This is a genomic window from Hafnia sp. (genome assembly GCF_036648275.1).
Taxonomy (GTDB): domain Bacteria; phylum Pseudomonadota; class Gammaproteobacteria; order Enterobacterales; family Enterobacteriaceae; genus Hafnia; species Hafnia alvei.
Window position 1 is genome coordinate 111,082 of sequence record NZ_JAVXIQ010000009.1, and the last position, 26,608, is coordinate 137,689.

The 26,608-nt window shown below is 50.2% G+C and carries 22 protein-coding genes; 4 read left to right on the top strand and 18 right to left on the bottom strand.

The window, feature by feature from the left end:
* Positions 1 to 29 precede the first annotated feature (29 nt).
* The 9 genes from iscX to trmJ form a co-directional block, all read right to left on the bottom strand.
* Positions 30 to 230: a Fe-S cluster assembly protein IscX gene (iscX, locus tag RSC70_RS10735; RefSeq protein ID WP_025800422.1), complete on the bottom strand. Its 201-nt coding sequence runs from the start codon at positions 228 to 230 to the stop codon at positions 30 to 32.
* A gap of 33 nt (positions 231 to 263) precedes the next feature.
* Positions 264 to 599 (bottom strand): ISC system 2Fe-2S type ferredoxin, encoded by a 336-nt coding sequence (gene fdx / locus RSC70_RS10740; protein ID WP_025800421.1) that lies wholly within the window; start codon positions 597 to 599, stop codon positions 264 to 266.
* A gap of 2 nt (positions 600 to 601) precedes the next feature.
* Complete coding sequence (gene hscA, locus RSC70_RS10745) at positions 602 to 2,452, bottom strand: Fe-S protein assembly chaperone HscA (protein ID WP_282807919.1); 1,851 nt, start codon at positions 2,450 to 2,452, stop codon at positions 602 to 604.
* A gap of 80 nt (positions 2,453 to 2,532) precedes the next feature.
* Positions 2,533 to 3,051, bottom strand: a complete 519-nt coding sequence (gene hscB / locus RSC70_RS10750) for a co-chaperone HscB (RefSeq protein WP_332542391.1) — start codon at positions 3,049 to 3,051, stop codon at positions 2,533 to 2,535.
* Between the two features lie 195 nt (positions 3,052 to 3,246).
* Positions 3,247 to 3,570: an iron-sulfur cluster assembly protein IscA gene (gene iscA, locus RSC70_RS10755; protein ID WP_025800418.1), complete on the bottom strand. Its 324-nt coding sequence runs from the start codon at positions 3,568 to 3,570 to the stop codon at positions 3,247 to 3,249.
* 100 nt (positions 3,571 to 3,670) lie between these two features.
* Positions 3,671 to 4,057 (bottom strand): Fe-S cluster assembly scaffold IscU, encoded by a 387-nt coding sequence (gene iscU, locus RSC70_RS10760; RefSeq protein ID WP_004847471.1) that lies wholly within the window; start codon positions 4,055 to 4,057, stop codon positions 3,671 to 3,673.
* Positions 4,058 to 4,087: 30 nt separating this feature from the next.
* A complete protein-coding gene (locus RSC70_RS10765; RefSeq protein ID WP_004847473.1) occupies positions 4,088 to 5,302 on the bottom strand; it encodes an IscS subfamily cysteine desulfurase in 1,215 nt (404 codons plus the stop codon).
* Positions 5,303 to 5,373: 71 nt separating this feature from the next.
* Positions 5,374 to 5,871 (bottom strand): Fe-S cluster assembly transcriptional regulator IscR, encoded by a 498-nt coding sequence (gene iscR / locus RSC70_RS10770; RefSeq protein ID WP_004847474.1) that lies wholly within the window; start codon positions 5,869 to 5,871, stop codon positions 5,374 to 5,376.
* Positions 5,872 to 6,103: 232 nt separating this feature from the next.
* Positions 6,104 to 6,835, bottom strand: a complete 732-nt coding sequence (trmJ, locus tag RSC70_RS10775; RefSeq protein ID WP_025800415.1) for a tRNA (cytosine(32)/uridine(32)-2'-O)-methyltransferase TrmJ — start codon at positions 6,833 to 6,835, stop codon at positions 6,104 to 6,106.
* Positions 6,836 to 7,086: 251 nt separating this feature from the next.
* Here trmJ and suhB point away from each other — a divergent pair, with 251 nt between their 5' ends.
* A complete protein-coding gene (gene suhB / locus RSC70_RS10780; RefSeq protein WP_040047047.1) occupies positions 7,087 to 7,890 on the top strand; it encodes an inositol-1-monophosphatase in 804 nt (267 codons plus the stop codon).
* 599 nt (positions 7,891 to 8,489) lie between these two features.
* Here suhB and RSC70_RS10785 read toward each other — a convergent pair.
* Both RSC70_RS10785 and RSC70_RS10790 read right to left on the bottom strand, forming a co-directional pair.
* Positions 8,490 to 9,512 carry a nickel/cobalt transporter gene (locus RSC70_RS10785; RefSeq protein ID WP_332542392.1) on the bottom strand — a complete coding sequence of 341 codons (1,023 nt, stop codon included), beginning with the start codon at positions 9,510 to 9,512 and terminating at the stop codon, positions 8,490 to 8,492.
* Positions 9,503 to 10,168 (bottom strand): DUF1007 family protein, encoded by a 666-nt coding sequence (locus RSC70_RS10790; protein ID WP_332542393.1) that lies wholly within the window; start codon positions 10,166 to 10,168, stop codon positions 9,503 to 9,505. Before RSC70_RS10790 ends, RSC70_RS10785 begins: the two co-directional genes overlap by 10 nt.
* A gap of 179 nt (positions 10,169 to 10,347) precedes the next feature.
* Between RSC70_RS10790 and RSC70_RS10795 the strand changes: the two genes are divergently transcribed.
* Positions 10,348 to 11,358, top strand: coding sequence for a PRD domain-containing protein (locus tag RSC70_RS10795; protein ID WP_130998047.1), 1,011 nt, complete (start codon positions 10,348 to 10,350; stop codon positions 11,356 to 11,358).
* A gap of 61 nt (positions 11,359 to 11,419) precedes the next feature.
* Here the strand turns inward: RSC70_RS10795 and glyA are convergent, their stop codons facing one another.
* On the bottom strand, positions 11,420 to 12,673 hold the full coding sequence (glyA, locus tag RSC70_RS10800) for a serine hydroxymethyltransferase (protein ID WP_025800410.1): 1,254 nt from the start codon (positions 12,671 to 12,673) through the stop codon (positions 11,420 to 11,422).
* A gap of 370 nt (positions 12,674 to 13,043) precedes the next feature.
* On the opposite strand from glyA, the gene hmpA reads away from it, so the two are divergent.
* Positions 13,044 to 14,234 carry an NO-inducible flavohemoprotein gene (gene hmpA, locus RSC70_RS10805; protein ID WP_130998046.1) on the top strand — a complete coding sequence of 397 codons (1,191 nt, stop codon included), beginning with the start codon at positions 13,044 to 13,046 and terminating at the stop codon, positions 14,232 to 14,234.
* Between the two features lie 532 nt (positions 14,235 to 14,766).
* Here the strand turns inward: hmpA and RSC70_RS10810 are convergent.
* The 3 genes from RSC70_RS10810 to RSC70_RS10820 form a co-directional block, all read right to left on the bottom strand.
* Complete coding sequence (locus RSC70_RS10810) at positions 14,767 to 15,624, bottom strand: aldose 1-epimerase (protein WP_332542394.1); 858 nt, start codon at positions 15,622 to 15,624, stop codon at positions 14,767 to 14,769.
* Positions 15,621 to 17,051, bottom strand: coding sequence for a sugar porter family MFS transporter (locus RSC70_RS10815; protein ID WP_040047052.1), 1,431 nt, complete (start codon positions 17,049 to 17,051; stop codon positions 15,621 to 15,623). The genes RSC70_RS10810 and RSC70_RS10815 overlap by 4 nt, the downstream gene beginning before the upstream one ends.
* Before the next feature lie 81 nt (positions 17,052 to 17,132).
* Positions 17,133 to 20,402: a DUF5107 domain-containing protein gene (locus RSC70_RS10820; protein WP_332542395.1), complete on the bottom strand. Its 3,270-nt coding sequence runs from the start codon at positions 20,400 to 20,402 to the stop codon at positions 17,133 to 17,135.
* 116 nt (positions 20,403 to 20,518) lie between these two features.
* On the opposite strand from RSC70_RS10820, the gene RSC70_RS10825 reads away from it, so the two are divergent.
* Positions 20,519 to 21,718: an ROK family protein gene (locus RSC70_RS10825; RefSeq protein WP_332542396.1), complete on the top strand. Its 1,200-nt coding sequence runs from the start codon at positions 20,519 to 20,521 to the stop codon at positions 21,716 to 21,718.
* An 81-nt stretch (positions 21,719 to 21,799) separates the two neighbouring features.
* Here the strand turns inward: RSC70_RS10825 and RSC70_RS10830 are convergent, their stop codons facing one another.
* The 3 genes from RSC70_RS10830 to patD form a co-directional block, all read right to left on the bottom strand.
* On the bottom strand, positions 21,800 to 22,984 hold the full coding sequence (locus tag RSC70_RS10830) for a cytochrome c (protein WP_332542397.1): 1,185 nt from the start codon (positions 22,982 to 22,984) through the stop codon (positions 21,800 to 21,802).
* Positions 22,981 to 24,891 (bottom strand): NAD(P)/FAD-dependent oxidoreductase, encoded by a 1,911-nt coding sequence (locus tag RSC70_RS10835; RefSeq protein WP_332542398.1) that lies wholly within the window; start codon positions 24,889 to 24,891, stop codon positions 22,981 to 22,983. The genes RSC70_RS10830 and RSC70_RS10835 overlap by 4 nt, the downstream gene beginning before the upstream one ends.
* Positions 24,892 to 25,116: 225 nt before the next feature.
* Positions 25,117 to 26,544, bottom strand: a complete 1,428-nt coding sequence (gene patD, locus RSC70_RS10840; protein ID WP_063585802.1) for an aminobutyraldehyde dehydrogenase — start codon at positions 26,542 to 26,544, stop codon at positions 25,117 to 25,119.
* Positions 26,545 to 26,608: the final 64 nt, after the last annotated feature.

A 26,608-nucleotide genomic window follows, 5' to 3' on the forward strand; every position in this document is an offset into this window, starting at 1 on the left:
GGCCACCTTCACAGGTAGCCCTTTAATTTTCACTCTGCTTCATCTAACCAGACTAGCAGGATAGCTTCCAGAATTTTTTCGTTCGATTTTGTAGGGTCATCGTCGAAATCTTCTAAATCGCAAATCCATTGGTGCATATCGGTGAAGCGAACGGTTTTAGGATCGATATCCGGAAACGCATCATACAGCGCTTCGCCAATCTCGCGGCTGTCTTGCCACTTCAGACCCATAATATTCTCCCAAACAAGCGTTATCGCTTATTTTTAATGCTCGCGAGCGTGGTTAACGGTATAACGCGGGATCTCAACAACCAGATCCTGATCCGCCACTTTTGCCTGACAGCTCAGACGGCTTTCCGGCTCTAAGCCCCAAGCCTTATCCAGCATGTCGTCTTCCAGCTCGCTGCTTTCATCCAGCGAGTCAAAACCTTCGCGAACGATGCAGTGGCAGGTTGTGCATGCGCAAGACTTTTCGCAGGCATGTTCAATTTCGATTCCGTTACGTAGAGCAACGTCGAGAATCGTTTCGCCTTCCTGAGCTTCAAGAACTGCGCCTTCAGGGCAGTGCTCCTGATTAGGAAGAAATACGATTTTTGGCATTTTTAAACCTCATCCACAGAATGACCAGCCAGCGCTCGGCGAACAGATGCATCCATCCGGCGCGCAGCAAATTCTTGCGTTTGTGCATCAAGCACTTTAATCGCAGCTTCAATATCTCCGGCAACATCACCCGCAGCGGCCTGCTCTAATGCAGCTACAGCCTGTTTAATGTTGCTCAGCTCTGACTCACTTAACAGCGCAGAATCTTCTGCCAAGGCACCGGTCAGACTCTCAAGCACGCGTGCCGCTTCAACTTTTTGTTCTGCCAGCATACGCGCGCTGATATCCCCACTGGCATTAGCCATGGAGTCTTTAATCATGGTGATGATTTCGTCATCGCTCAAACCATATGAAGGCTTGACCTGAATCGACGACTGAACGCCGGTGGATTTCTCCATCGCGGTAACGCTCAGCAGACCATCGGCATCAACTTGGAATGTCACACGGATATGTGCGCCACCCGCAGGCATTGCCGGAATGCCACGTAGTGTGAAACGCGCCAGAGAGCGGTTGTCTTGCACCAGCTCACGCTCGCCCTGTACCACGTGGATCATCATGGCATTTTGGCCATCTTTGAAAGTGGTAAATTCTTGCGCTCGCGCCACTGGGATGGTGGTATTACGCGGGATCACCTTCTCAACTAAACCGCCCATGGTTTCTAAACCAAGCGACAGTGGGATCACATCTAACAGCAACATTTCTGAGTCGGGCTTATTACCCACCAGAATATCGGCCTGAATAGCTGCGCCAATCGCCACCACGCGGTCAGGGTCGATAGAGGTCAATGGCGTACGACCAAAGAACTCCCCGACCAGCTCACGAACCAACGGAACGCGCGTTGAACCGCCAACCATAACCACTTCAATCACTTCATCAGCGGTCACGCCTGCATCTTTCAGCGCACGGCGGCATGACAGCAAAGTACGTTTTACCAACGTACCAATCAGTTCATCAAACTTTTCACGAGTCACGCTGCCTTTCCAACCCGCAACTTCAACGTCGACTTTTTCAGCATCGCTGAGTGCGATCTTGGCCTCAACCGCCACGTCAAGGAACTGGCGTTGAATACGCGCATCGCTGCGATCGGCATAGCCTGATTGTTCGCGCAGGAAATCGGCTAACAGGTGATCGAAATCATCGCCGCCCAGCGCGGAATCGCCGCCGGTTGCCAGCACTTCAAATACGCCACGGCTTAGGCGCAGGATAGAAATATCGAAGGTGCCGCCGCCCAAATCGTAGACCGCAATAACGCCTTCTTGGCCGGAGTCTAGACCATAGGCAATCGCTGCCGCCGTTGGCTCATTGAGCAAACGCAACACGTGCAGGCCGGCTAAACGAGCAGCGTCTTTGGTTCCCTGACGCTGAGCATCATCAAAATAGGCAGGAACGGTAATGACCACGCCATCAAGCTCACCTTCCAAGGTCACTTTGGCGCGTTCAGCCAACGCTTTTAAGATCTCGGCAGAGACTTGGATAGGGTTAACCGAGCCCCCTTCCGTGATCATCATCGGCAAACCATTTTCGCTCGCCTCAAACTGATACGGCATATGCGGATAGCGCGCCTGCACATCAGCCAAAGAGCGTCCCATGAGACGCTTAGCGGAGCTGATGGTATTAACCGGATCTTGCGCTGCCTGTTGGCGAGCTTCGTAGCCAACCACAATGTCATCTTTCAGATAATGAACGACAGAAGGCAGCAAATGACGGCCCTGCGCATCGGCCAGAGTTTCTGCTTGGCCGCTGCGCACGGTCGCCACCAATGAATTGGTAGTACCTAAATCGATACCCGCCGCTAAACGGCGTTGATGCGGAGCAGCACTCAGCCCCGGCTCACTAATTTGCAATAAAGCCATCTTGAGCTTCCGTTAAACAAGATTTGTCAGAACAATTTCTGTTTGAAAACATCAATTGAATCAACGCAATCAAAAATCGGTTATAGGCCCAGCAGTTTTTCTTCGAGTTGTTCCACTTGCTGCTGTAGCTTGTCGAGAAAACGTAGCTTACGCACGGTGTCTGCGGCTGATTCCCACTGCTGTTGATCCAGTTCGGAAAGCATTTGCGCACTGCGCGTTTTGGTCATTTTAGCGATCCGCGCAGAAAAGGCCATGAGCGCCTCTTCAGGATCGGTATGCCGCGTAATACCATCCAGCTCTTCACGCAGTTCAAGTTGTTCCATCAGGAACGACGTATCGCGCATAGTGTGCTGTTCATTGCCTAAGTCAAACCCTTGTAACAACAGCATATACTCTGCGCGCTTAAGGGGATGTTTTAACGTTTGATAGGCATCATTGATGGTGGCAGCTTGTTGAATAGCCTGCATACGCTCGCGTTCAGGTTTAGACGCATAGCGATCGGGATGGAATTGGCGCTGCAATTCCTGATAGCGTGAAGCAAGAAGGCTGCCGTCCACTGGGTAGCGAACCGGCAGCCCGAATAATGTGAAGTAATCCATGCCGTGCTCTGATGTTGGTCTGTGGATGAGGTATCCCAAAATACCTCATATACCCTAAATAATTCGAGTTGCAGGAAAGCGGCAAGTTTGTGGAACCCTAGAAATTGGCTAGGATGAACAAACGTAGCCAACGCACATGCGGCTCGCATTATGACGGATATACAAAACGTTGCGATACGTCAGCAGCCCAGCCAATCAGACGTTAAAGCTTTCGCCGCAGCCGCACTCGCTAGTCATGTTTGGGTTGTTGAATTTGAAGCCTTCGTTCAAGCCTTCTTTCACGAAGTCCAGCTGAGTACCGTCAAGGTACGCCAAGCTTTTACCATCAACGATCACTCTTACGCCTTTGTCTTCAAACACCACATCATCTTCGTTAGGTGCATCAACAAATTCCAGTACATACGCCATTCCCGAACAGCCAGAAGTTCTCACTCCCAGACGTAAGCCATACCCTTTACCGCGGTTAGCCAAAAATGTCTGTACGCGCTGTGCGGCAGCGTCGCTCATGCTAATAGACATACAACAACCTCAATTCTTGTTAAGCGTTTCTCTGATAACGGCTACTGGCGATTCAGTCTTAAATCGCCAGCCCTGAAACTCACTGAAAAACGTCTACAAATTACTTAGCGGAATGCTTCGTTTTATAATCTGCAATAGCCGCTTTAATGGCGTCTTCAGCCAAAATCGAACAGTGAATTTTCACTGGTGGCAGAGCCAGCTCTTCGGCAATATCCGTATTTTTGATAGCCTGAGCCTGATCGAGAGACTTGCCTTTTACCCATTCGGTAACCAGTGAACTTGATGCGATTGCTGAACCACAGCCATAAGTCTTAAAGCGAGCATCTTCAATGATACCCTCATTGTTGACTTTAATCTGCAACTTCATCACGTCGCCACACGCAGGTGCGCCGACCATGCCGCTGCCAATGGTTGGATCTTCGTTATCGAAAGAACCAACGTTGCGCGGATTTTCATAATGATCAATAACTTTGTCGCTGTAAGCCATAACGTTACTCCTTAAATTTGAATCCTGAGATTAATGAGCAGCCCACTCTATGGTGCTGATGTCTACGCCCTGCTTGAACATATCCCACAGCGGAGACAGGTCACGCAGACGGCCAATAGACTTACGAACCAGAGCAATGGCGTAGTCGATCTCTTCTTCCGTGGTAAAGCGACCCAATGAGAAACGAATTGAGCTGTGTGCTAACTCATCGTTCATTCCCAAAGCACGCAGCACGTATGACGGCTCCAAACTCGCAGAAGTACAGGCAGAACCAGAAGACACGGCCAGATCTTTCAGAGCCATAATCAGCGATTCGCCTTCGACGTAATTAAAGCTTACGTTCAGGATATTCGGTGCACCGTGCTCTAAAGAACCATTTAGGTACACTTCTTCAAGATCTTTTAATCCATCCCACAGACGATCGCGCAGCGCGCGCAGACGTGGAACTTCGGTAGCCATTTCTTCTTTAGCGATACGGTAAGCTTCGCCCATACCGACGATCTGATGAACAGGCAAGGTACCTGAACGCATACCGCGCTCATGACCACCGCCGTGCATCTGTGCTTCAATACGAACGCGTGGTTTACGACGGACGTACAGTGCACCAATACCTTTCGGGCCATAAATTTTGTGGCCAGAGAAAGACATCAAATCGACTTTCAATTTGCTCAAATCGATAGGCAATTTGCCTACGCTTTGCGTCGCATCAACGTGGAAGATGATGCCACGGCTGCGGCACAGTTCACCGATAGCTTCGATGTCCTGAATCACGCCGATTTCATTGTTCACATGCATGATAGAAACCACGATGGTATCTTCACGCATGGCTGCTTCCAGCTCTTTAAGATCGATAATACCGTTGCGCTGCGGTGCCAGATAGGTCACTTCAAAGCCTTCACGTTCTAACTGACGGCAGGTGTCCAGCACAGCTTTGTGTTCGGTTTTGCTGGTGATGATGTGCTTGCCTTTTTTCTGATAGAAATTGGCAGCGCCTTTAATCGCCAGGTTGTCAGATTCGGTTGCACCGGAGGTAAAGACGATCTCACGCGGATCGGCACCGACCAGTTCAGCAATGTTGTTACGTGCGATATCTACCGCTTCTTCCGCCTGCCACCCGAAACGGTGGGAACGCGAAGCCGGGTTACCGAAAGTACCGTCCAAGGTTAAAAACTGCATCATCTTCTCAGCTACGCGCGGATCGGCTGGCGTAGTGGCTGAATAGTCTAGATAAATCGGTAATTTCATTCTCTTGCTCCGTACATCACTTCCAAATTAGTACATTTAAAGAAAGTGTTATGACTCGTCGTCGCAGCTGCTTATGCGCGCAGATTCACGTTAATCGTGTCCTGACGACCGTTAGTATTGGCACCACGACGCGTATCGGAATTCTGGCGATCGGCAACATCCAGCACTTCTTGGTTATTCACCAATTCAGCCAGAGTGATGTTATTCAGAAAACCGCTGATACGCTCACTCAGGTCACGCCATAGCGTGTGCGTCAGACAACGAGTTCCACCCTGACAACCTTCTTTACCCTGACAGCGCGTTGCATCAACAGATTCATCAACGGCAGTGATCACGGTACCTACGGCGATTTCGGCTGCGTCTTTACCCAGCAAATAACCACCGCCTGGCCCACGCACGCTGGAAACTAATCCATTTTTGCGCAGGCGTGAAAATAATTGTTCCAAATAAGAGAGCGAGATGCCCTGACGTTCGGAAATATCTGCCAGCGGAACTGGCCCTTCCTGGGAGTGCAATGCCACATCAAGCATAGCTGTAACAGCGTAACGGCCTTTGGATGTCAGTCTCATGGCAAATAGTAACCTTTAAGAAAAAAGATGAAACACGCTTACTTATCGAACGTGTTAATTTTCTCATTCCTGAGTAAAACAGTCAACTATTTAACCTAGTAATTCACTCAACTATTACATCTTGTTAAAAAAACGTTACCACTGGAACAACAATCCCTGTTTACTATCAGCATCTTACTCATCGGAATACCTGTGTATTTTACTATGATATTCCGATGAAAGCAGTCATGAATTAGTGCTTTCCGTGCTCTTGCTTCTCAATTGAAGCCAAAATACCGCGCAAAATGTTCAATTCTTGCGCTTCAGGACGCGCACGCGTAAACAATCGACGCAGGCGGCTCATGATATTTCCAGGATGCGTTGGGCGAATGAAGCCTGTCGCATGCAACGTTTCTTCTAGATGAGCGTAGAAACGTTCGAGATCGTCCACCAACGGATATGGCTCTTCTTCTGCTACCGGCTGGTGAGCAGCAATACGATCCAGATGTGCTACGCGAATTTCATACGCGATGATCTGCACCGCCATGGCTAAATTCAGAGAGCTATATTCTGGGTTAGCTGGGATGGCGACATGATAATGACACTTTTGCAGCTCATCATTGGTCAAGCCCACACGCTCACGACCAAACACTATCGCCACTGGCGCATGTTCAGATTCCATCGCGCTGCGCTGGCCACATTCACGCGGCTCTAGCATTGGCCAAGGCAGTGAACGCGAACGAGCGCTTGTTCCGACAACCAAGCTACAACCGGCAATTGCTTCATCGAAAGTATCCACGATCGTGGCATTACCAATCACATCGCTGGCACCCGCAGATAAGGCAATAGCCTGAGAATCTGGCTTTACCAGTGGATTAACGAGATAGAGGTTGGTTAACCCCATGGTTTTCATAGCTCGTGCAGTCGAACCCATGTTTCCGGTATGGGAAGTCTCCACCAGCACAATACGAATGTTGTCCAGCATGCTAACTCTGATTTGGTTTGGATAATCGTGATATCTTAACATAAAGCGTCTATTGATCGTTTCTATTGATTTAATCCGTTTCTGATAGAATTCTCATTATTGGCTTTTCGTTGGCCTAGCAAAACGCCTCATCACGATAGTTTTGCCAAATATAAAGAAGAAACGAATTGAAATCAGGCGTGGCTGTTTAATTCGCAGCCTGCTATACTGCGCGCCGTTTCCTGTTCTTTAACATCCCGTGGAAGATACCCATGCATCCGATGCTGAATATCGCCATACGCGCTGCGCGTAAGGCTGGTAACCTGATTGCCAAAAATTACGAAACTCCTGACGCTGTTGAAACTACACAGAAAGGCAGCAACGATTTCGTGACCAACGTTGACCGTGACGCTGAACACCTGATCATTGAGACTATCCGTAAGTCTTACCCTAAGCACACGATTATCAGCGAAGAACGCGGTGAATTGGTCGGTGAAGATCACGACATTCAATGGGTAGTTGATCCACTGGATGGCACTGCAAACTTCATCAAACGTCTTCCACACTTCGCGGTATCTATCGCTGTACGCATCAAAGGCCGTACAGAAGTTGCTGTGGTCTATGATCCAATGCGTAACGAACTGTTCACTGCAACCCGCGGTCAGGGTGCACAGCTGAACGGCTATCGTCTGCGCGGCACAACCGCTAAAGATTTAGACGGCACCATTCTGGCGACCGGCTTCCCGTTCAAAGTCAAACAGCACGCTCCTGCTTACATTGCCATCCTTGGTAAACTGTTTACTCAGTGTGCAGACTTCCGTCGCACTGGTTCTGCAGCGCTTGATCTGGCCTATGTTGCCGCAGGTCGCGTTGACGGTTTCTTTGAGATCGGCCTGAAGCCTTGGGATTTTGCCGGTGGCGAATTGCTGGTTCGTGAAGCGGGCGGTTTGGTAACTGACTTCGTTGGCGGCCACAACTACCTGAGCTCTGGCAACATCATCGCGGGCAACCCTCGCGTGGTGAAATCCATTCTGGCCAATGTCCGTGACGAACTGAGCGAAGCGTTGAAGCGTTAATACTTCCGCTCGTTGAGTAAAAAAACCGCCCTTTCGGGCGGTTTTTTCATTTTAGCGACTTGCCAGACAGGTTAACCGTCACCGAGACCGAATTATTGGAAATATTCTAACTCCCTTTTCCCAGCGACAGTAACGAGCCAGAAACAATAAGCAGGATACAAACGTTCCGTTTCATTGCGCGATCCATGCAAAGACCGCTTCACAGCAACACCACCGGAGATCCTACTGTGAAAACAAGCACTGTGATGCGCTTGCATTTACGATCAGCGGATTTCCTTTCCTTCGATCCGGCGCCTGCTTGCAAGGCAGCGAAAAGGGCCGCTAGAAAGCATACTCCGCAATTAATCATTTATTAAACATGATGTTTTTATCAACACCACAAAAAACATTTGTGTTAAAAACCCCCACTAGGCGCTCTAGATTCTTTGACTTCCACGGCGGGATAGGTTAAAAATAAGCCACTGTGATGCGCTTGTTTATCTCGGTAATTTTACTTGTGTACGTTACCTCGATAATGAGACTCCGCCAGAAAGGCCGCTAACCTAACTGGCACAAAAAAACCGTCTTAAAGACGGTTTTTTTGTTTTTATCACGATGCGTTAACGCCCAAAAATTCTGCCACTGCCCATCCCTACTGGAATTGCGCTTTGGTACATCAGCAACCCAATAAAAATAAGCAACGCGCCACCGATAAACATCAGCAGTAATCCCCAATATGGGCTGAAACTGCGGCCTCGTTCAATCGCCCAGCGAACAACTATCTGCCGCGCCACATGAACCAAAAGCGCAATTCCACTGATCGTTAATGCCGTCCCCGCCGCCATTGCCATCGCGGCTAAAATACCCCAGCCATAAACCCCGATGACTTTGGAAAATAACAATACCAAGATGGCCCCCGAGCACGGCCGCATTCCCATCGCTGCAACAACGGCAAACTGCGTTTTCCACGTAGTCGCCGCCGCAATTTCACTATCGCTCGCCACATGTTTGTGCCCACAACCGCAGTTAGCCGAGTGTCGATGCTCCTGATGAGTACTCTGATTCAACGGTTTAATGGCTGAAATCTGCAAGGGAGTCGAAGGCGTCTGCCGCCTAAGCGCGAAGACCTTCCTCAGAGCGCGCCAACAAAGTGCCGCGCCTAAAACAACCACCAGCAAATAACTGGCTTTCTCTAGCCAGAAACTACTTTGATGCAGATAGCGCGTCGAAAGTTGTAAAACACCTAATACCCCTGAAACAAGAGCTATCGCGACCAGTCCTTGTAGCAACGAAGCGGCTAATGTCAGGCGTACACTGCTGCGTAATCGAGATGGGTTAGTGGCTAAATAAGTCGTTATCACGACTTTGCCATGCCCGGGCCCCAGAGCATGAAGGACGCCGTAGGCAAAACTTAGCGCAACCAGTGTTAAACCAGCCTGTTTTGCATTATTTCCAACCTGCTGTAGAAGCTGAGACATCGATTGATGCAATGATTTTTGCCATTCGATCGCCACGAAAAGCCAATCGTTCCAGTGAACAGCGCCATACACCAACGCTGAAATCAGCAGCAATGCCGCTATTGCCAAAGGCACATAGCGCCATCGTGTCGGTTTTTTGCGGGTTGTCGGCAGGATTAATGACATGTGATCTCCACGCGCTGCGCAAACTGCTTACCGAGCTCCATGTCTTCGTCAGGAGCATCCGCTTTATCAAGATTCTGCGCATAGGCTTGCAGCGACGTATCTGGTTTAGGCGTTATCAATGCTAATTTACACCTCGCCTGAACATCGACAGGCAGAGTGATAGAAGCCGCATCTGTGTAGATCATATCCACGTAATAAGTGGGATCGTAGGTCAATACAGAAAAATGAGCGTTCAAAGGCTGTGGTTTTGCCAGCAGCATTTCAAATGACAAAATAGCGTTATTGCCATCGCGGCTGAGATGATATTGGCGTGGGCGATCGAGGAATTTGACCTTTTTGCCATCATGGTAGAATTCAGTAAAGTAGTGCTGACCAATCACGTTTGCCATCACTTCTGCAGCCAACTGTTTCCAGATTTCCGACCCATTCGCCGCATTGCCTGCATCGTAGAGCAAATCGGCTGACGTGAGTGGATCCATCGTCCACGTCATGTTCATTCCGATCAGTTGGTTATCGTTCACAACAAACGCATTTTTCATCTCAATAAAACTATGCGGGTGCGCTAACCCCGCGCGCGAAAAAATAAGCCCGATGATCATAATTAACCAACCAGACCAGCGCAGAAATCGCTGTTTTTTAATCTCAAAATGCGACATAAACGTCCTGTTTACTCCTCAGCAACAGCCGCAAAGCGCGGCAGGAAATCAAATTCATTCATTTCTGTATCACAAAAATACAAAAACATGGCACATCAGCACCGCGCCTTTGCACAACTTTGCTATTCTTAGCCAACAAAACATGTTCATTCACTGACCGAAACTAAAGAGATATGAATATGAGTTTAGACACACCTCTGGTGCCTGAGCTCTCAGCACAGCAAAGGCACTGTAATCTTGTGCTATTGCTTTTCACACCGACAACCCCGCTACATCTGGCCACCATTAGCCGGATTAATCGCGTTTTGCCTGCACAAGCCGAATTAGATATTCACAGTGTGGCGCAGGAAATCATGCGTTTTCATGCACTGCGTGTGATCTTCCATCCTAAACAAGGCTACCGGCTGCAAGGCTCAGCTTACGATCAGCGACTTTGTTTGCTGCATTGGTTAAGGCGCTCTCAGCGGCTTGTTCCCAACAGTATTGAAACTATTTTTGTGCCCCGCATCAATGAAAGCTCAACGGGTATTACTACAGCGCATTTTTCGCAGCAAATCATCGATGTGCTTGCACAGGCCGAAGCCACCTTACAGCGTATTTTTAGCGACCAGCAGCGCGATCTTATTCAGTCTTTCTTACACTACAGCCATTATCAAAGACAAATGACACAGCTCCCGGTATTTCCTGCACATCTCAAACGCTGGTTGCAAGCCAAAGAGGAATACGGTGTGGCAAGAAATCTATGTCATGCCGCTTATGGACAATTGCCAGATCCCGCACTGGAGCTTGAATCAGAATTTACCACGCTGTTATTAACGCTTATCAAAACCCACCGCTATTTACCCCATGTCTACCCAGAAGATCGGCGCTTGATGGATGAGATTGAGTTTGCCATTCGGCAAATAGAACATGCCACCCACGTGACATTTAGCCATCGAGAACAGCTTTGTACTCAGCTGTTTGCCCATATGGGCCCCGCCATTGAACGATGCTTATTTGGCTTAAAAATCAGTAATCTGTTGTTAGATGAAATCGAACTGCTTTATCCCGGCTTGATGAATATGACTCAACAGGCCGTTCGTCATATCGAACGCGATTACCATATTCATTTTCCACCAGAAGAGCTGTGTCTGATCGCCGTGAGTTTTGGTGCATGGTTGATGCAGGAAGGCGTACTGGCAGACAAATAGACAGTTTTCAGAGACAAAAAAGCCCGCTTTCAAAGCGGGCTTTTTACATCAAGCAAAAAGATTATGCGTAAACCGGCAGGCGTGCGCAAATATCCAATACTTTCTGTTTAGTACGTTCGATGGTGGCTTCGTCGTTGATGTTATCCAACACGTCACACATCCAACCAGCCAATTCACGCGCGTCAGCTTCTTTAAAGCCACGGCGGGTAATAGCCGGAGTACCAACACGAACACCTGAAGTCACAAACGGGCTCTTCGGATCGTTAGGCACGCTGTTTTTGTTCACGGTGATATTTGCACGGCCCAGTGCGGCGTCAGCATCTTTACCGGTGATATTTTTATCAACCAGATCCAGCAGGAACAGATGGTTTTCAGTACCGCCGGAAACCACTTTGTAACCACGGTTCAGGAATACTTCGACCATCGCTTTGGCGTTTTTAGCAACCAGCTGTTGGTAAGCCTTAAACTCAGGCTCCATTGCTTCTTTCAGGGCAACGGCTTTACCGGCAATCACGTGCATCAGTGGACCACCCTGTGCGCCAGGGAATACCGCTGAGTTCAGCTTTTTATACATCTCTTCGCTGCCACCGTTGGCCAAAATCAGGCCGCCACGCGGGCCAGCCAGCGTTTTGTGCGTCGTGGTAGTCACAACATGCGCATGAGGAACAGGGTTTGGATAAACACCCGCAGCCACTAAACCAGCAACGTGAGCCATATCAACAAACAGATAAGCACCGATGCGGTCAGCAATTTCGCGCATTTTCGCCCAGTCAACCACGCCAGAATAAGCAGAGAAACCACCGATGATCATTTTCGGCTGGTGTTTTTCAGCTTGAGCTGCCAAGTCGTTATAGTCGATATGGCCGCTTTCATCGATGCCGTAAGGAACGATGTTGTACAGTTTACCGGAGAAGTTAACCGGAGAACCGTGAGTTAAATGGCCGCCGTGCGCTAAGTTCATACCCAGCACGGTATCGCCTGGCTGTAACAGCGCAGTGTATACGGCAAAGTTTGCCTGAGAACCGGAGTGTGGCTGTACGTTGGCATAATCAGCGCCAAACAGCTCTTTTGCACGATCGATGGCCAGTTGTTCAACGATATCAACGTATTCGCAACCGCCGTAGTAGCGCTTGCCTGGGTAACCTTCAGCATATTTGTTGGTCAGCTGAGAGCCCTGAGCCTGCATAACACGCGGGCTGGTATAGTTTTCTGATGCGATAAGCTCAATGTGCTCTTCCTGACGCACGACTTCCTGCTCCATTGCCTGCCACAGCTCGGCATCGTAATCGGCAATGTTCATTTCACGCTTTAACATCCGCTTCTCCTGACTCAGCTAACCTGAATTGTCTATTCGCTATTGTTCAATAAAAACACACCCCGTAAGGCGACTGCCCACAGTGTAATATGTTTTCACCTTGTTACGATAGACCCTAGGCCATGTTTTTACGCAAACGTTTGGCTTGGCGCTGCATAAGGCTTTAATACTGCACATGAAGACGCATGCCAGCAGGAGTTTTCTTCAAATGTGATATGCAACAATTTCACCTTGGTGAAACAAAAGCGATAAAAGCGCTATGTAAATAACATCAGCACAACAAAAATAGGGATTTACAGCTCAAAGAAAAATCTGTAAGTTGCATTTAAAATACATCAATTAAAACACCTGCAATGACGAGGACTTTTTTATGTTGGATAGCCAAACCATCGCCACAGTTAAATCCACAATTCCACTATTAGCGGCTACGGGGCCAAAGCTCACTGCACACTTTTACGACCGGATGTTTGAGCACAATCCCGAGCTAAAAGAGATTTTTAATATGAGTAATCAGCGCAATGGCGATCAGCGAGAAGCGCTGTTTAACGCAATTTGTGCTTACGCCACTAATATTGAAAATCTAGCAGCGCTGCTGCCCGCCGTTGAACGCATTGCCCAGAAGCACGCCAGCTTTAACATTAAGCCAGAACAGTATCAAATCGTCGGTCATCACCTGCTGAAAACCTTAGAAGAAATGTTTAATCCGGGTGACGAAGTTCTGGAAGCTTGGGGCAAAGCCTATGGCGTTTTGGCTGATGTCTTTATCCAGCGTGAATCTCAGATTTACCAACAAAGTGAAACCACTGAGGGTGGCTGGCGCGAACTTCGCTCGTTCAAAATCCTTAAGAAAGAGAAGCAAAGCGACTTAATCACCAGCTTCATTTTGGTGCCTGAAGATGGAAGCCGCGTAGCCGATTTCCAGCCGGGTCAATATTTGGCTGTTTATATTCGCCACCCAAGCCTGCCGCATCAGGAGATTCGTCAATATTCTCTGACCAATGAGCCAAACGGCGAATACTATCGTATTGCCGTGAAACGTGAAGGTCAGGGACAAGTATCGAATTTTATGCATGATATCGCGCAAGAAGGCGACGTGATCCAAATCGCGCCTCCACACGGTGATTTCTTCTTGGAAGTTAAAGAAAACGCGCCTGTTGCATTGATTTCTGGCGGCGTCGGCCAAACGCCAATGCTCGGCATGTTGCGCACCTTACAGGCTCGCGGTCATCAGGGCGAGATTCAGTGGCTACACGCAGCTGAAAACAGCAAGGTTCGCGCCTTTGCTGATGAAGTTAACACCATTATCTCCGCAATGCCTCAGGCTCAAAGCCACGTCTGGCTGCAAGAAACCAGCGCTGACGATCGCATTGATATTGATTTCAACTATCAGGGACTCATGGATATCACCCCACTCGCTGATAAATTGAATAACCCAGAAATGCACTACTACTTCTGCGGCCCAGTCGGATTTATGCAACATGTCGCCAAACAGTTACAAGAACTGGGCGTCGATGCCGACCGTATGCACTATGAGTGTTTTGGGCCACATAAGGTGGTGTGAGGTCTCGACCGCCGTTGTTTATATGAGCATTGTGTAAGGTTTCGACCGCCTATCAGCACCGGTATTCACATACAAACTAAGTCGAAGGCGTCCGATAAGGGTGGGCCAGAGCGCCCACCCTTAACCCGCGCTCTTTTATCCGCAATGCCATCTCCGCGCCGGGTCGGCATGCGCCATCCATGGCGCCTCCTCCCCTAGTGGAAACCTCCTGTTTCCACTGCTCTAACTGCCAAGACTTAAACAATTAAAAAAATAAAAATGTCTTTTGTCTTTTGTCTTTTGTTTTTTCAAGTTGAAAGAATGCATTTTAGAGCCGCCAGCAGGGATGCTGGTGGCAGGTTGAGGGCGTACAGGATGTACGCTCCGAGACCGGTCGGCCAAACGACTCGGTAAAAAGCGCGAGAGTCGAGAGGTTGCGCGCTGGCAACCTCTCGTCGGACGCCTACACCAATGGTTTCATAGAGCGGTATTGACTAATGGGCGGACGAAAAACTTCACTGCTCAAACAGAAAATAGCAGCCTTTCTTGCCAACTATCCCCCCACCTCCACCCTCATCCCCATCTCCGTCACCTCCCCTTTCCCCAACAACACCAACCCCGGTTGTCCATCCATATTATGAGCATCAACAGGATGGCTTTGCGGTTCAAAGCAGATAAACGGTTCATCAGGCATTTGAAACAGCATCAGGTAAGACGCGGAGCTGCGTAACGATATTGTCGGCTGATTCGGCGTCGCTAAATGTGCCACGCCGTTCCATCCCGAATAGCCGTGATTCATCCACATATTATCCGGCACTTTCGTGCGGGTGAAATCCAGCTCTGTTGGCGTATCGCCCTGCCATGCTAAGGGCAAATGCAGTTCGCCCTCCGGCCAATAGCCGGAAGAGGAAAACTGTATTTGCGTCTGCGGGGTTTTCACAAAAAAAGGATGAAAACCTAGCCCATACAGCATGGGTTCTGCGCCACAGTGACGTAACGTGAGATGCGCGCTAAGTCCTTCGTCCGTGAGCCGATAAACCAAACTCGCCGAATAATCAAAACCACAGCTATGTTGCACACGCAGCCCGAGTGCAATGTGTGTGCAGCTCAAATCTTGCAGCTGCCAGCGCTGTAGCCAGCCATCTCCGTGTAAAAAGAATTGGTTATCCAAGGTGCTATCTGGCAGACAAATTTCACGTCCGGCTAAGCAAAAGCGATTATCTCGCACTCGGTTCGCTAAAGGTAACATGGGAAACAATGCGCTTTCGCCCGGATGCCATCCCGTATCTCGCTGATAAGGGCGTAGAATTGCAGTGTCACTACCCACGTCGTCAAAACTTAAGATCGCCGCTGACTGCGGAGTCACCCGCAGCCGAAACCGCGGGTTTGAGAGGGTATAAATATCCATCATGCTTGTTTCACGCTGGGTTCAACGGGTTTAGTGCTTCCCGCCAGCTGATGTTCTAGTGCTTCAAGGGTAACGCCTTTGGTTTCAGGCACGCTGCGTAATACAAACACAAACCCGAGCGCACAGATGATGCCGTAGAGTAGGAAGCTTCCCGATGCCCCTAAATTCGCATTCAACAGCGGGAAAGTGTAAGTCAGTAAGAAACAGGCAATCCACAGCGCCAAAGTCCCGACTGACATCGCCATACCGCGCACGCGGTTAGGGAAGATTTCAGACAGCAACACCCACGTCACCGGTGCAAGCGTTAAGGCGTAAATCGCAATCGCGGCAAGTACCAGCAGTAAAACCGGCAACCCCATAATGCCCAGCGCATAGGCACCGGCAATCAGCACGTAAATAATGGTTAGGCCAGCCGCCCCAAGCAGCATTAATTTGCGACGCCCCAGCTTATCCACCAGCGGTAAGGCGATAATGGTGAAGATCAGGTTAATCAGCCCTGTCGCCACTATCGATTTAAGCGTGCTATTGATATCAAAACCGGCCGACGCAAAGATCTCCTGCGCATAGTTAAAGATCACGTTGATCCCACACCATTGCTGGAAAACTGCCAGTACGATCCCAATCACGATAATCGGCCTGACGCGTGGATTCAGGAGTTCACTTGCCGCCACTTTTTGCGTATTTTCACCGAGCGTTGCACGAATATCGGCAATCGTTTCACGCGCATATTCAGCACTACCGATACGTCTTAGCATGCGTTCCGCTTTGTCCTGTTTACCGGCTTTCGCCAACCAGCGCGGGGAATCAGGCACCAAGAACATCAGGAGTAAAAACAGCACCGCCGGAACCAGCTCAGCGCCAAACATCCAGCGCCAGCCAACTTGTCCATTCCAGCTTTGTAAGATGTCCTGCATGGTTGCCGAGCTGGCAACGGGTTCAGCGATCATCAGGTTAACCAACTGAGCGGCCAAAACGCCAATAACAATCGTCAGCTGGTTGATAGCAACAAACTTGCCCCGTTTTTCAGCCGGACTTACCTCGGCGATGTACATTGGGCTCAGCGCTGAAGCAAGACCAATGCCCACGCCGCCAACGATGCGGTAAAACACGAACCAATCAAAGTGCGTTGCCACCGCCGTTCCCCACGCGGAAGCAGAGAATAGAATGGCTGAAATTATCAGCGGCAACTTGCGACCAAAGCGATCGGCGCACCAGCCAGAAATCAGCGCACCAAAAACACAGCCCGCTAATGCGGAGCTCATCGCCCATCCTGACTGAGCCGGATCGGTAATCCCAAAATAGGCTTCATAGAAGGGTTTGGCACCGCCAATCACCACCCAGTCATAGCCAAAAAGTAACCCGCCACAGGCAGCGACCAGACATATCATCCAGACGTAAGACATATTGAGATGGTTCTGCGTGTTTTTCATTTTTTCACCTTATTTTAACCTTGTAGGATAGAGGCTTACGCAGTCATGAAAATGTGGGCCACAACCGTGGCCCGTTGTGGCTTAGTGATTAAAAATGCCGTGTTGTACTGCTAGACGTAACAAGTGCGCTTTATCATGAGCAGGATTGCGTTTTAACAGCTCATCGGTAAGACGTATAAAGCTCGCTTCATCACCCAGCCCTAAATGCCCTAATGCCTCAACCCACAAGCAGTGTTGGCTATGCTGCTCCTGCGCCGATGCATCGAGAACAATCAGATCAGGCAGGGAAACGGCGAAGAAATCAGGTTCGGATAAATCATTCCTGTGCTGCTTGGCCCAATCGATCATGGATTGGAACTGCTGCTGAGCCTGCTCTCTTTCACCTAAACGCGCGGCCGCCATCGCTTGGTAGAACAGATAATCAACCGGCTGATCGTTGTAGTAGCGTCCAGCGCTCAGCGCAGAACCGCCCTGAAGTGCGTGTTGTAACGCAGATTGAGACTGCTCTTTTTCGCCCATTTTCTCGGCGCAGATAGCCATTAAGAACCAAATATCATTGTCACTTTGTCCTACCAAACGCCCCTCGCCGAGATTGGCGGGATAGCTCAGCGACTGACGTAATACGTCATAGGCTTCGGCGTAATGGCGCTCCTGCATCAAAGCCAGTGCACGGCGCTGATGGTTAATCAAAAACTGCCCAGTGACTTTGCCTTCGCCGCCTTCCCATGGGTGGAATTGGCGGCGCCACAGAATTTCAGCGGCCGCATCTACTTTGTGATGAATGTGATAGAGGCTGAGCAGCTCAGCGGTGAGATCGTCGCGTTTAAGCGCCACATCACGGCGATCGTCCAACAATTGCAGGCGATGTGCGGTCGGAACCGCCGTTAGTTTTTGCAGATAACTGAATTCAAACAGCAATCGAGGATTTTCAGGCTCAAGGTCAAGCGCACGCTGGAAATACTCCGCGGCTTGATCCAAATTGCCCTGCTTGTTAAACGCATAAATCCCCAGCACGCGGTGCAGTGCGGCAAAATCAGGCATCTGCTGTAACGCAAACAGCCAACAGGATTCGGCGCGGGCATAGCTGCGCTTGCTGTAGAAGAAACAGCCCAGTAGATATTGAGCAAACCCGTCTTGAGGAAGGCGTTGCAGAACCGCAATATCATCCAAGGTGTTAGGGAAGCGGACTTTAAGCGCAAAGTTCTCACGCGCTAGCTGCAAACAGTGGCTTCGCTCACTTGCGTCCTGAGTTAATGCCGCACGATACAGCAGCGGGAGCGATTCTTGATTGTTCAAGAGTTTCAGCAGTGCCAAGGCATCCTTTTCACGGCCTAATCCCATCAACCATCCTGCTAATACGCAGGCGTTCACTCCTCGAGATCCCGCAACCTGAGTCAATGCACTCACGTCACCGTTCAAAACAGACTGCGCATACAGCAGGACATAGCTCAGCGGATAGTGAGCCAACTGAGAAGCAACATATTCAAGCGCCTGTTGGCTCTCTCCCAACTGTTGTAAAACCAGTGCTTTTAATCCCATGGCTAAATTGTTTGCACCGTTGAAATTCAGGCTCTGATTGATAAACGTCAGGGCTTGTTGCGCGTCGCCTTTGCGCAACGCTAAGCGAGCCAAAGCATAAAACGCTGCATCACGGCAATTCCCGCTCCACGTGGCTTTGAAATAGTCATCATAGGCTTGTGTTTCTTGGTCTAGTTTTTCACGAGCAGAACCCAGCAGCATGCTTGCCTGACCGCACTGCGGATTTTTATTCCAGCGCTGCGCACGCTGCAGAGCGGTATTGGCATAGCTTGCCGCCTGCTCAAAGTCAGCGCGGTTAAATTCCAGCGTTGCCAGCGCAACGTTGCAGCGATAATCGAGAGGATCGATATCCAATGCACGGCGGTAATAATCAAAGGCAGAACGGCTGGCGTGGAGATATTGCTCAAGGTGTTGGCCGATAAAATAGAGTTCGTCGGTATTGGTGATTTGCTCTGGTTTTTGTGGCGCAGTCGCCGCCTGAGGCAGCGGTGTTTCTTCAGGGATATGCTCGAGATAGCTGATAATTTCGCGGCCATCGCGATCCACCAGCGAAAGCGTTAAACGCTGCGGCGAACGATCGGGCAACGCGTGCAGCCATGCTTGCGCCGGTTGAAGAGAAAGCGGTTGGCGGAAAATTTCTTCACCTTCGGCCGTCACTACCAGCGAAACATCGTTCAACGGAGCAATGGCGTATAACCCAAGCTGTAATTCCCCGTTAATACGTTCGAGCTTAATCGCGGCCTGCGTGTTGGCATTCTGTAGGGTTCCGAGCTGGCTGTAAGGCAAAAAGTTCTGCACAAACACCTTTTCTTCGTAAGGCGCAAGCCAGGTGAAGTCCGGCTGGTTATCGGTGAATACGCCCGTCATCAGCTCAATGTAAGGGCCGTTGTGATCGGTTAAGTTGCGATCCCATGCAAGGCCGAAATCACAGTTACCCCACGTCCACTGTTTTTTACCTGGGGAAACGTGGTGATCGGCAATATGCAGTAGGCCGCCTTGCTCACCATGATGGTATGCGCCAACAAAATCATAATCTGACTTATCAGCCATATATGACGTCGGCACGGGAATATTCTTGTAGCGGGAAATATCAACGCCAGCGGAGTAATCCACTTTATAGTAGGTGCCGGTTGCAATAGGGAAGGCCGAAACATCACGCTTGCCGTGGTCATATACCGCCGTGACATCCGGCGGGAACACGCTTTGGTGATCGTCGCCTCCTTTCACCGCAGGGTTTGCCCACCACAGGAAATGACGCGGCGTGGCGTTGCCGTTGAACACCTTGCCCTTAATTTCGATCAGCGCTTTTTGTGGATACAGCGTAAAGCCGGTCATAACCTGCAAACCGCGCATCGGCTCCACTTCACCCAGCCAAACCGTTTTGCTGCCGTCATCCTGCTGGCTAATCGTCACATCCACCGGCATAAACGTCGTTGGGCGGTGGTGCTGAGGCCAGTTAAATTCAATTCCGCCGGAGATCCACGGCCCAACTAATCCCACCAGCGCGGGCTTAATCACTTCGTTGTAGTAGACGAAATCACGCTGCATCACTTTGTCGTAAGCACGATGAATTCGCCCACCCAGCTCGGGCAGCAACATGACGCGAATAAAATCGTTTTCTAGCCATACGGCCTGATACTCACGATCTTCACATTCACCGGTTAACGTATCGATCACACCATAGGGATAAACCGCGCCAGACGATCCTTGGTAAACCCGCTTTTCTAAAAACATCGGGTTGGGATCTTCCGCTCCGGTGCGATAGGTCGGTAAGGTCACACTTTCTTGCCAAACTTTGACGTCGCCGTACATTTCCGCATCTCCAGTAAAAAAATGACAGTGAACTGATGTATGTTTGCAGTGTATGTGAGCGATTCTTTTCCGTTGTGAGCAACGCTCACGCAATACAGTTAACGGAGTTAAGTGAAATGTTTGATCTGGGATTGAATAATCAGCGGGTGCGCCATTTCAACAAGCGGATACTGCTGGCGTTGATCTATCGCTTCAAGCACGCCAGCAAATCAATGCTGGCGCAGCACACGGGGTTATCGATTCCGGCGATTGGCAAAATACTGGAAGAACTGCTGGATGAAGGAAAAATAGAGCATTCAGATCGCATGCTCAGCAACCGTGGATTAAGCGGTGGGAGCTATCAAATCCCCGCCGGTAATGCTCTTATTTTATGCATGAACGTAACGCCAAACTGTATTGAGAGCCAGCTCGTCAACGGTCAGATTTTGCCCTTGGGTGATTATCAATTCACAGCCGTTTCAGCCCCCCATCCTCAAGATCTGCTGACAGCCATTGAGCAGGTTTATTATCAGCAAAGAAAGCTTTACCCACAGCGCACGATCCAGTTAGCACTGGCCATTCACGGTCAAGTCGATCCTGTCACCGGCGTTTCACAAAATATGCCGCAGGCGCCGTGGAAAGAGCATATTGAGATGAAGTATCTGTTAGAGGAAAAGCTGAAAACTCGCGTTTTACTCGACAATGACTGCGTGATGCTGGCGTTGGCGGAGAAATGGCAAAATACGGATAATCAGCAGGATTTTTGCGTCATCAACGTGGATTATGGGATCGGTTCGTCATTTGTGATTAACCAGCAGATTTATCGCGGCAGCCTATACGGCAGCGGACAAATTGGGCATACCATCGTGAATCCCGACGGCGTGGCCTGCGACTGTGGCCGCTACGGCTGTTTAGAAACCGTCGCCTCACTTTCGGCGCTAAAGAAACGGGCGCGCATTTGGCTGAAATCTCAGCCACACAACAGCCTTCAAACCGATTGGGATTCACTCAGCAGCAAACAGCTTATCGAGCGTTATCATCAAGGCGATGTGCAGGTGCAATCATGGGTAGATAGTGCGGCAAGCGCCATTGGTCTAAGCCTGTATAACTTCTTGAATATTTTGAATATCAACCGGATCTATTTCTACGGCCGCAGCTGTGGATTTGGCGATCGTTGGCTCAGTGCCATTATGCGTCAAACGGGGTTTAATCCTTTCGATCCCGCCGATCCGAATATGACAAACGCCACGCGTATTGGCTTTGGCCAGCTGACTCGGCCACAGCAAATTATGGGAATTGGGTATTTGTATGCCGAGAAGGCGTTGGAGGGTGTTTGAACTTCCGCGCTAGTTTAATTTTTCTTATTAAACCGGTTCCCTCCCCTTCGAAGGGGAGGGCTATCGCGCATTATGTCAATATTACTTCTTAATCTCAGCCCGCACTTTTCCTACCTGTTCAGCCGTCACGGGTTCTGCTTTATTTCCCCAGCTACCGCGCAGGTAACTCATTAAATCAGCGGCCTCTTGGTCGTTCAGCGCCCAACCATAGCCCGGCATCGCGTAAGACATATGCTGTTGCGTGACCGGCGTTTGCGCGCCGTCGAGCACCACGCGAATAAGCGTTTGCGGATTATCAGCATTCACCGTGAGATTCCCAGCCAGACGCGGGATGGTGAAATCAACGCCCTCGCCTTTCGGAGTATGGCAGGTAGAGCAATAGCGGGCATAGGTTTGAGCGCCAGACAGCATCGCACCCGCCGCCGGTTTGGTCGGTTTCGCATCACTCGGTAAAGCTTCCAAGCTGAGCAGATAAGTGGCAATACCGTTTAAATCGCTGTCTGTCAGGTATTGCGAGCTGTGCGTAACCACTTCCCCCATCGGGCCACTGAGCGCGGCATGACGGCTGCGGCCGGTCTTGAGCAGTGCCACTAAATCATCTTTGCTGACGTTTAGACCGCGTAAAGAAGGCGCATACCAACCATCCAGCTCTGCGCCGTTCAAGAAGCGCAGCTCCGCCTGATCCATACCTTGTTCCTGCATCGCCCAACCGCGCGGCGTATGGCAGGCACCGCAATGCCCAGCGCCTTGAACCAAATAAGCACCGCGATTCCATTCATCGCCTTTTTCCGTCTGCGGCTGATAGATACCCTCTTGTAAGAACAATGAATTCCAGATACCTAAAGGCCAACGCATAGAGAGCGGCCATGGAATATCGCTCTTTTTATTTTCAACCGCCTGCGGCTTCACTCCGGTCATCAGGTAGTCATACAGCGCCCGCATATCCTCAGGCGTCATTTTGGCATAAGAGGTATACGGCATGGCGGGGTAAAGATGATGACCATCTTTCGCCACCCCCTTGCGCATCGCCTTATCAAAATCATCAAAGCTGTAGCTACCGATGCCGTATTTTTTATCTGGCGTAATATTGGTGGCATAAATATCGCCCAACGGCGTTGCGAAGCGCATTCCCCCCGCCAGCGCTTGTCCTTGAGGAGACGTATGACAGGCCGAACAGTCGCCCGCTTTGGCCACGTATTCACCGGCCGACATCGCACTTGCGCCCGCGCTAGTAGCTAACAACGTTAAAATCAGTAACGGTTTCATACGCTCTCCTTGTTCATCGCGGTTAGCTCATTCACCGCTCTCCACGCCTGATCAACCGCAGAGTTCGCGTAAGGGCTCCAGTCTGAATCCGAGTTGGCGATAGTGATGCGCCCTATCGGCTGGCGTGCGGTATGAATAATTTGCTCGGCTTCTTTTTCATCATCGAACAACCCGTTCAAGAAATAAGAGTAGCCGTGCGACCAACGGTTAACCGTAATGGCTTGAATATCACGCTGATGATCGAAGCCTGCCTCACCGAACATGCCCTGTAGCTGCTCGCGGATCATTTTTTCATGCACTTCAAACGGTGTACCTAAGAGCAACGCTCGTCCTTTACGCGACTGTTCACGCGGGCTTAGACCGCTGCCCGGCAGCGTGGGGACATACACCATATGCAGCCCGATCGGTTGGTTAGGATCGTGTGGATGCTGGTAGCCGCCCATGTTGACCGGATAATCTAGCTTCACGCGGCTATAAGGCGCGGCGGGAGAATAGATTTCATGCACCCCAAGTTTTACGAATGGCTGCCAGTTGCGGATCACCACTTTTGAATACACCAGCGGCGATTTCACGTTTTCTTTCAGCGCAGCGGCCTGCGTTTCAGGCATTTCCGGTACAAGATACGGGATCATCATGTTGTAGCCCGCCATCACCACCTGCCCAGCCCGAACACGATGCAGTTTATCGCCCGTCAGATACGTCACATCAACGGAAGGTTTGCCCTGCTCATTCACATTCGCCACATGCACACCGGTGCTGTTTAAACGCAGCCGAACGGGGGAATCTGGTTTATCTAACTGGCTGTAATCAAACTTCGCTAACACGATACTTTCCATCGTGTCACCCGGCGCAACCGCCGGAATTAAATGACGTACCATCAGGCGAGCCAAACCCGCATTACCATCTGGGAAGTGGAAAATATAGGGCTCGTCAAGATCGGCCAATGACTCGGCGTCAAGCGGAGGCAAATTCATGCCATCTAGACCAGGCAATGCGCAGATGCGGGCATCGCTACACGAGGTCGCGTCAATGCCAACCGCTTGGAAATCGTTGGTACGCTGCTGGAAATAGCGGATCGCCATTTCGCTGAGGCCCACTTTTTCTCGCAGGAATTGGCTGTAGCTATGGCTGTCTAACCAAGCCACTTTTTCATCGGTATTGAGTTCAGGTAGATAATCTTTTTGTTCTGTGTGCAGCGCGATCAGCGCCTGACGATCGGATTCGGCTAGCGGGAAATCACTGATGAACGCGGTGATGTCACGGCCGTTCAAACGATCGGGAGCAATATCATCGGCAACCGCTCGTCCGGGATCGCCGTTAACAATTTTATCAACGCCAAAGTTTTTGCGATCAAAATAGACGCCGCGGCTTAGTTTCATATCAGGATAGAAATTCTGATCGAAATCTTTCGCCATCTGTTCAATATCAACGTTGAGAGTTTTCAGCAGCCCCATTGCGACAGGGCTAAAGTTAGTGCGCGGCGATTGGAAAGATTCACTGCCGCCGTAGCCGAGTATCGTTTTGCCTTCAACGTTGAATTCGTTGCGCTTAGCATGCCCACCAAAATCATCATGGTTATCGAGCAACAGAATGCGCTGATTTTTGCCATGCAGCTGTTGCCAAAAACAGGCCGCCGCTAAACCGCTGATCCCCGCACCAACTACCACCAGATCAAACCGATCTTCAATTGGCGCGCTTTTAGGATCGAAATGTTTGCCTTCACGCCCCAGTAAATGAGCAGCTTCAAACGATCCCGGGTGGTTGCCGCGTAAACCAGTTAAGGTTGGCGGATAGTAAAGGCTTTGGGTTAAAGCCTGAGGAGATGCTCGAAGTGCCTGCCACGGTGTTAATCCCGCTGCAATGGTAATTGCCATCCCATTGAGAAAGTCACGTCTTGTGATGCTCATAATGCTTCCCAGTTTTATTTTAAGATTTGAAATCGAAGGAAAATCACAATTATTTTACATGATGACAACGTATAGGTCAGCCACCAAATATTCTCAGGTTAAATGTTGATATGACCCCACCCTATCCCTCCCCTTCGTAGGGGAGGGAGCAGAGTCACGTTTAGGATGAATTCAGCGCTTAGGCGATATCTCCCCAAAAGCGGAAGACATGAAGGGAGAAACTGATTACCCGTGATTAATCATCACATGGCGCACGACGGTGTAATCCTCTAGGCCAAACATCGACATATCTTTGCCATATCCTGAGAGTTTTTGCCCGCCGTGTGGCATTTCACTCACTAGCATGAAGTGGGTATTCACCCAAGTGCAGCCGTATTGTAAACGTGCACTCATGCGGTGAGCACGGCCCACATCACGCGTCCATACGGAAGAGGCTAAACCATAGTTGGAATCATTCGCCCAACCCAAGACCTGCGCTTCATCATCAAACGGCGTGATGGTGATGACGGGTCCAAATACTTCTTTTTGCACGATTTCGTCGTCTTGTTTGGCACCCGCTAAAATGGTTGGCTGGAAGTAGAAACCAGGACCATTGACGCGCGAGCCACCGGTAGCCACCGTGATATGCGGCAACGCTTTGGCGCGTTCAACAAAACCTTCTACGCGTTGCAGGTGCTGCTCGGTGATTAATGGCCCCAGCTCGGTGCTTTCATCGCCTGGATTCCCCATATCAAGCGTAGAAACCGTCTGCGCCAGCGCATCCACCACTTTTTGATAGATTGATTTCTGTACATACAGGCGACAAGCCGCTGTACAGTCTTGGCCGGCGTTATAGAAACCAAATATGCGAATGCCTTCGACCACTTTTTCCACATCGGCATCATCAAACACGATAACTGGCGCTTTGCCGCCCAGCTCCATGTGTGTGCGTTTAATGGTAGACGCCGTGTGCTCAATAATATGCGCCCCCGTGCCGATAGAGCCGGTAAGGGAAACCATGCGTACTTTTGGGTGGCCTGTCAGCACGTCACCCACGTCTTTGCCCAAACCGAACAGAACGTTAACGACGCCCGCAGGGAACAAATCGGCCAATGTTTGGCACAGATGGAAAGCGGTCAGCGGCGTTTGCTCCGATGGTTTCAGCACCACGGTATTGCCTGCCGCCAGCGCGGGCGCTAATTTCCACGCAGCCATCATCAACGGGTAGTTCCACGGTGCGATCGACGCGATCACACCAACCGGATCGCGGCGGATCATCGAGGTGTGATCCGGCAGATACTCACCGGCAACGGGGCCGCTTAAGCAGCGGGTCGCACCAGCAAAGAAGCGGAATACGTCGGCAATCGCAGGGATCTCATCTTCCAATACGCGCTGATAGGGCTTACCGCAGTTTTGCGATTCCAGCTTCGCCAACACTTCGCCCTGCTGCTCAATCACATCAGCGACCTGCAACAGCAGCGCGGCACGCTCTTTCGGCGTCGTTTGCCCCCATTCGGTGAACGCTTTGTCTGCCGCATTCACCGCCTCATCAACCTGCGCGGCACTTGCCTGTGCAATATGTGCAATAACCTCCCCCGTGGCGGGATTGTACACAGGCAGTGCAGAACCTTGACCTTCGACCAAACGCCCGTTAATCAGCAGTTGTGTATGCATTGTTTTATCCTTCATTAAGAGAGGTGGCAGCGCAGCGCTGCCGGTTGTTAGTAAATCACTAAGC

Excerpts from the sequence above, each read along its gene's own strand:
- hscB (WP_332542391.1), bottom strand. The coding sequence starts at position 3,051 with ATGGATTACTTCACATTATTCGGGCTGCCGGTTCGCTACCCAGTGGAC.
- fdx (WP_025800421.1), bottom strand. The coding sequence starts at position 599 with ATGCCAAAAATCGTATTTCTTCCTAATCAGGAGCACTGCCCTGAAGGC.
- patD (WP_063585802.1), bottom strand. The coding sequence starts at position 26,544 with ATGCATACACAACTGCTGATTAACGGGCGTTTGGTCGAAGGTCAAGGT.
- RSC70_RS10810 (WP_332542394.1), bottom strand. The coding sequence starts at position 15,624 with ATGATGGATATTTATACCCTCTCAAACCCGCGGTTTCGGCTGCGGGTG.
- RSC70_RS10820 (WP_332542395.1), bottom strand. The coding sequence starts at position 20,402 with ATGTACGGCGACGTCAAAGTTTGGCAAGAAAGTGTGACCTTACCGACC.
- iscU (WP_004847471.1), bottom strand. The coding sequence starts at position 4,057 with ATGGCTTACAGCGACAAAGTTATTGATCATTATGAAAATCCGCGCAAC.
- RSC70_RS10815 (WP_040047052.1), bottom strand. The coding sequence starts at position 17,051 with ATGAAAAACACGCAGAACCATCTCAATATGTCTTACGTCTGGATGATA.
- iscX (WP_025800422.1), bottom strand. The coding sequence starts at position 230 with ATGGGTCTGAAGTGGCAAGACAGCCGCGAGATTGGCGAAGCGCTGTAT.
- glyA (WP_025800410.1), bottom strand. The coding sequence starts at position 12,673 with ATGTTAAAGCGTGAAATGAACATTGCCGATTACGATGCCGAGCTGTGG.
- RSC70_RS10765 (WP_004847473.1), bottom strand. The coding sequence starts at position 5,302 with ATGAAATTACCGATTTATCTAGACTATTCAGCCACTACGCCAGCCGAT.
- trmJ (WP_025800415.1), bottom strand. The coding sequence starts at position 6,835 with ATGCTGGACAACATTCGTATTGTGCTGGTGGAGACTTCCCATACCGGA.
- hmpA (WP_130998046.1), top strand. The coding sequence starts at position 13,044 with ATGTTGGATAGCCAAACCATCGCCACAGTTAAATCCACAATTCCACTA.
- RSC70_RS10790 (WP_332542393.1), bottom strand. The coding sequence starts at position 10,168 with ATGTCGCATTTTGAGATTAAAAAACAGCGATTTCTGCGCTGGTCTGGT.
- RSC70_RS10795 (WP_130998047.1), top strand. The coding sequence starts at position 10,348 with ATGAGTTTAGACACACCTCTGGTGCCTGAGCTCTCAGCACAGCAAAGG.
- iscA (WP_025800418.1), bottom strand. The coding sequence starts at position 3,570 with ATGTCTATTAGCATGAGCGACGCTGCCGCACAGCGCGTACAGACATTT.
- RSC70_RS10835 (WP_332542398.1), bottom strand. The coding sequence starts at position 24,891 with ATGAGCATCACAAGACGTGACTTTCTCAATGGGATGGCAATTACCATT.
- iscR (WP_004847474.1), bottom strand. The coding sequence starts at position 5,871 with ATGAGACTGACATCCAAAGGCCGTTACGCTGTTACAGCTATGCTTGAT.
- hscA (WP_282807919.1), bottom strand. The coding sequence starts at position 2,452 with ATGGCTTTATTGCAAATTAGTGAGCCGGGGCTGAGTGCTGCTCCGCAT.
- suhB (WP_040047047.1), top strand. The coding sequence starts at position 7,087 with ATGCATCCGATGCTGAATATCGCCATACGCGCTGCGCGTAAGGCTGGT.
- RSC70_RS10825 (WP_332542396.1), top strand. The coding sequence starts at position 20,519 with ATGTTTGATCTGGGATTGAATAATCAGCGGGTGCGCCATTTCAACAAG.
- RSC70_RS10785 (WP_332542392.1), bottom strand. The coding sequence starts at position 9,512 with ATGTCATTAATCCTGCCGACAACCCGCAAAAAACCGACACGATGGCGC.
- RSC70_RS10830 (WP_332542397.1), bottom strand. The coding sequence starts at position 22,984 with ATGAAACCGTTACTGATTTTAACGTTGTTAGCTACTAGCGCGGGCGCA.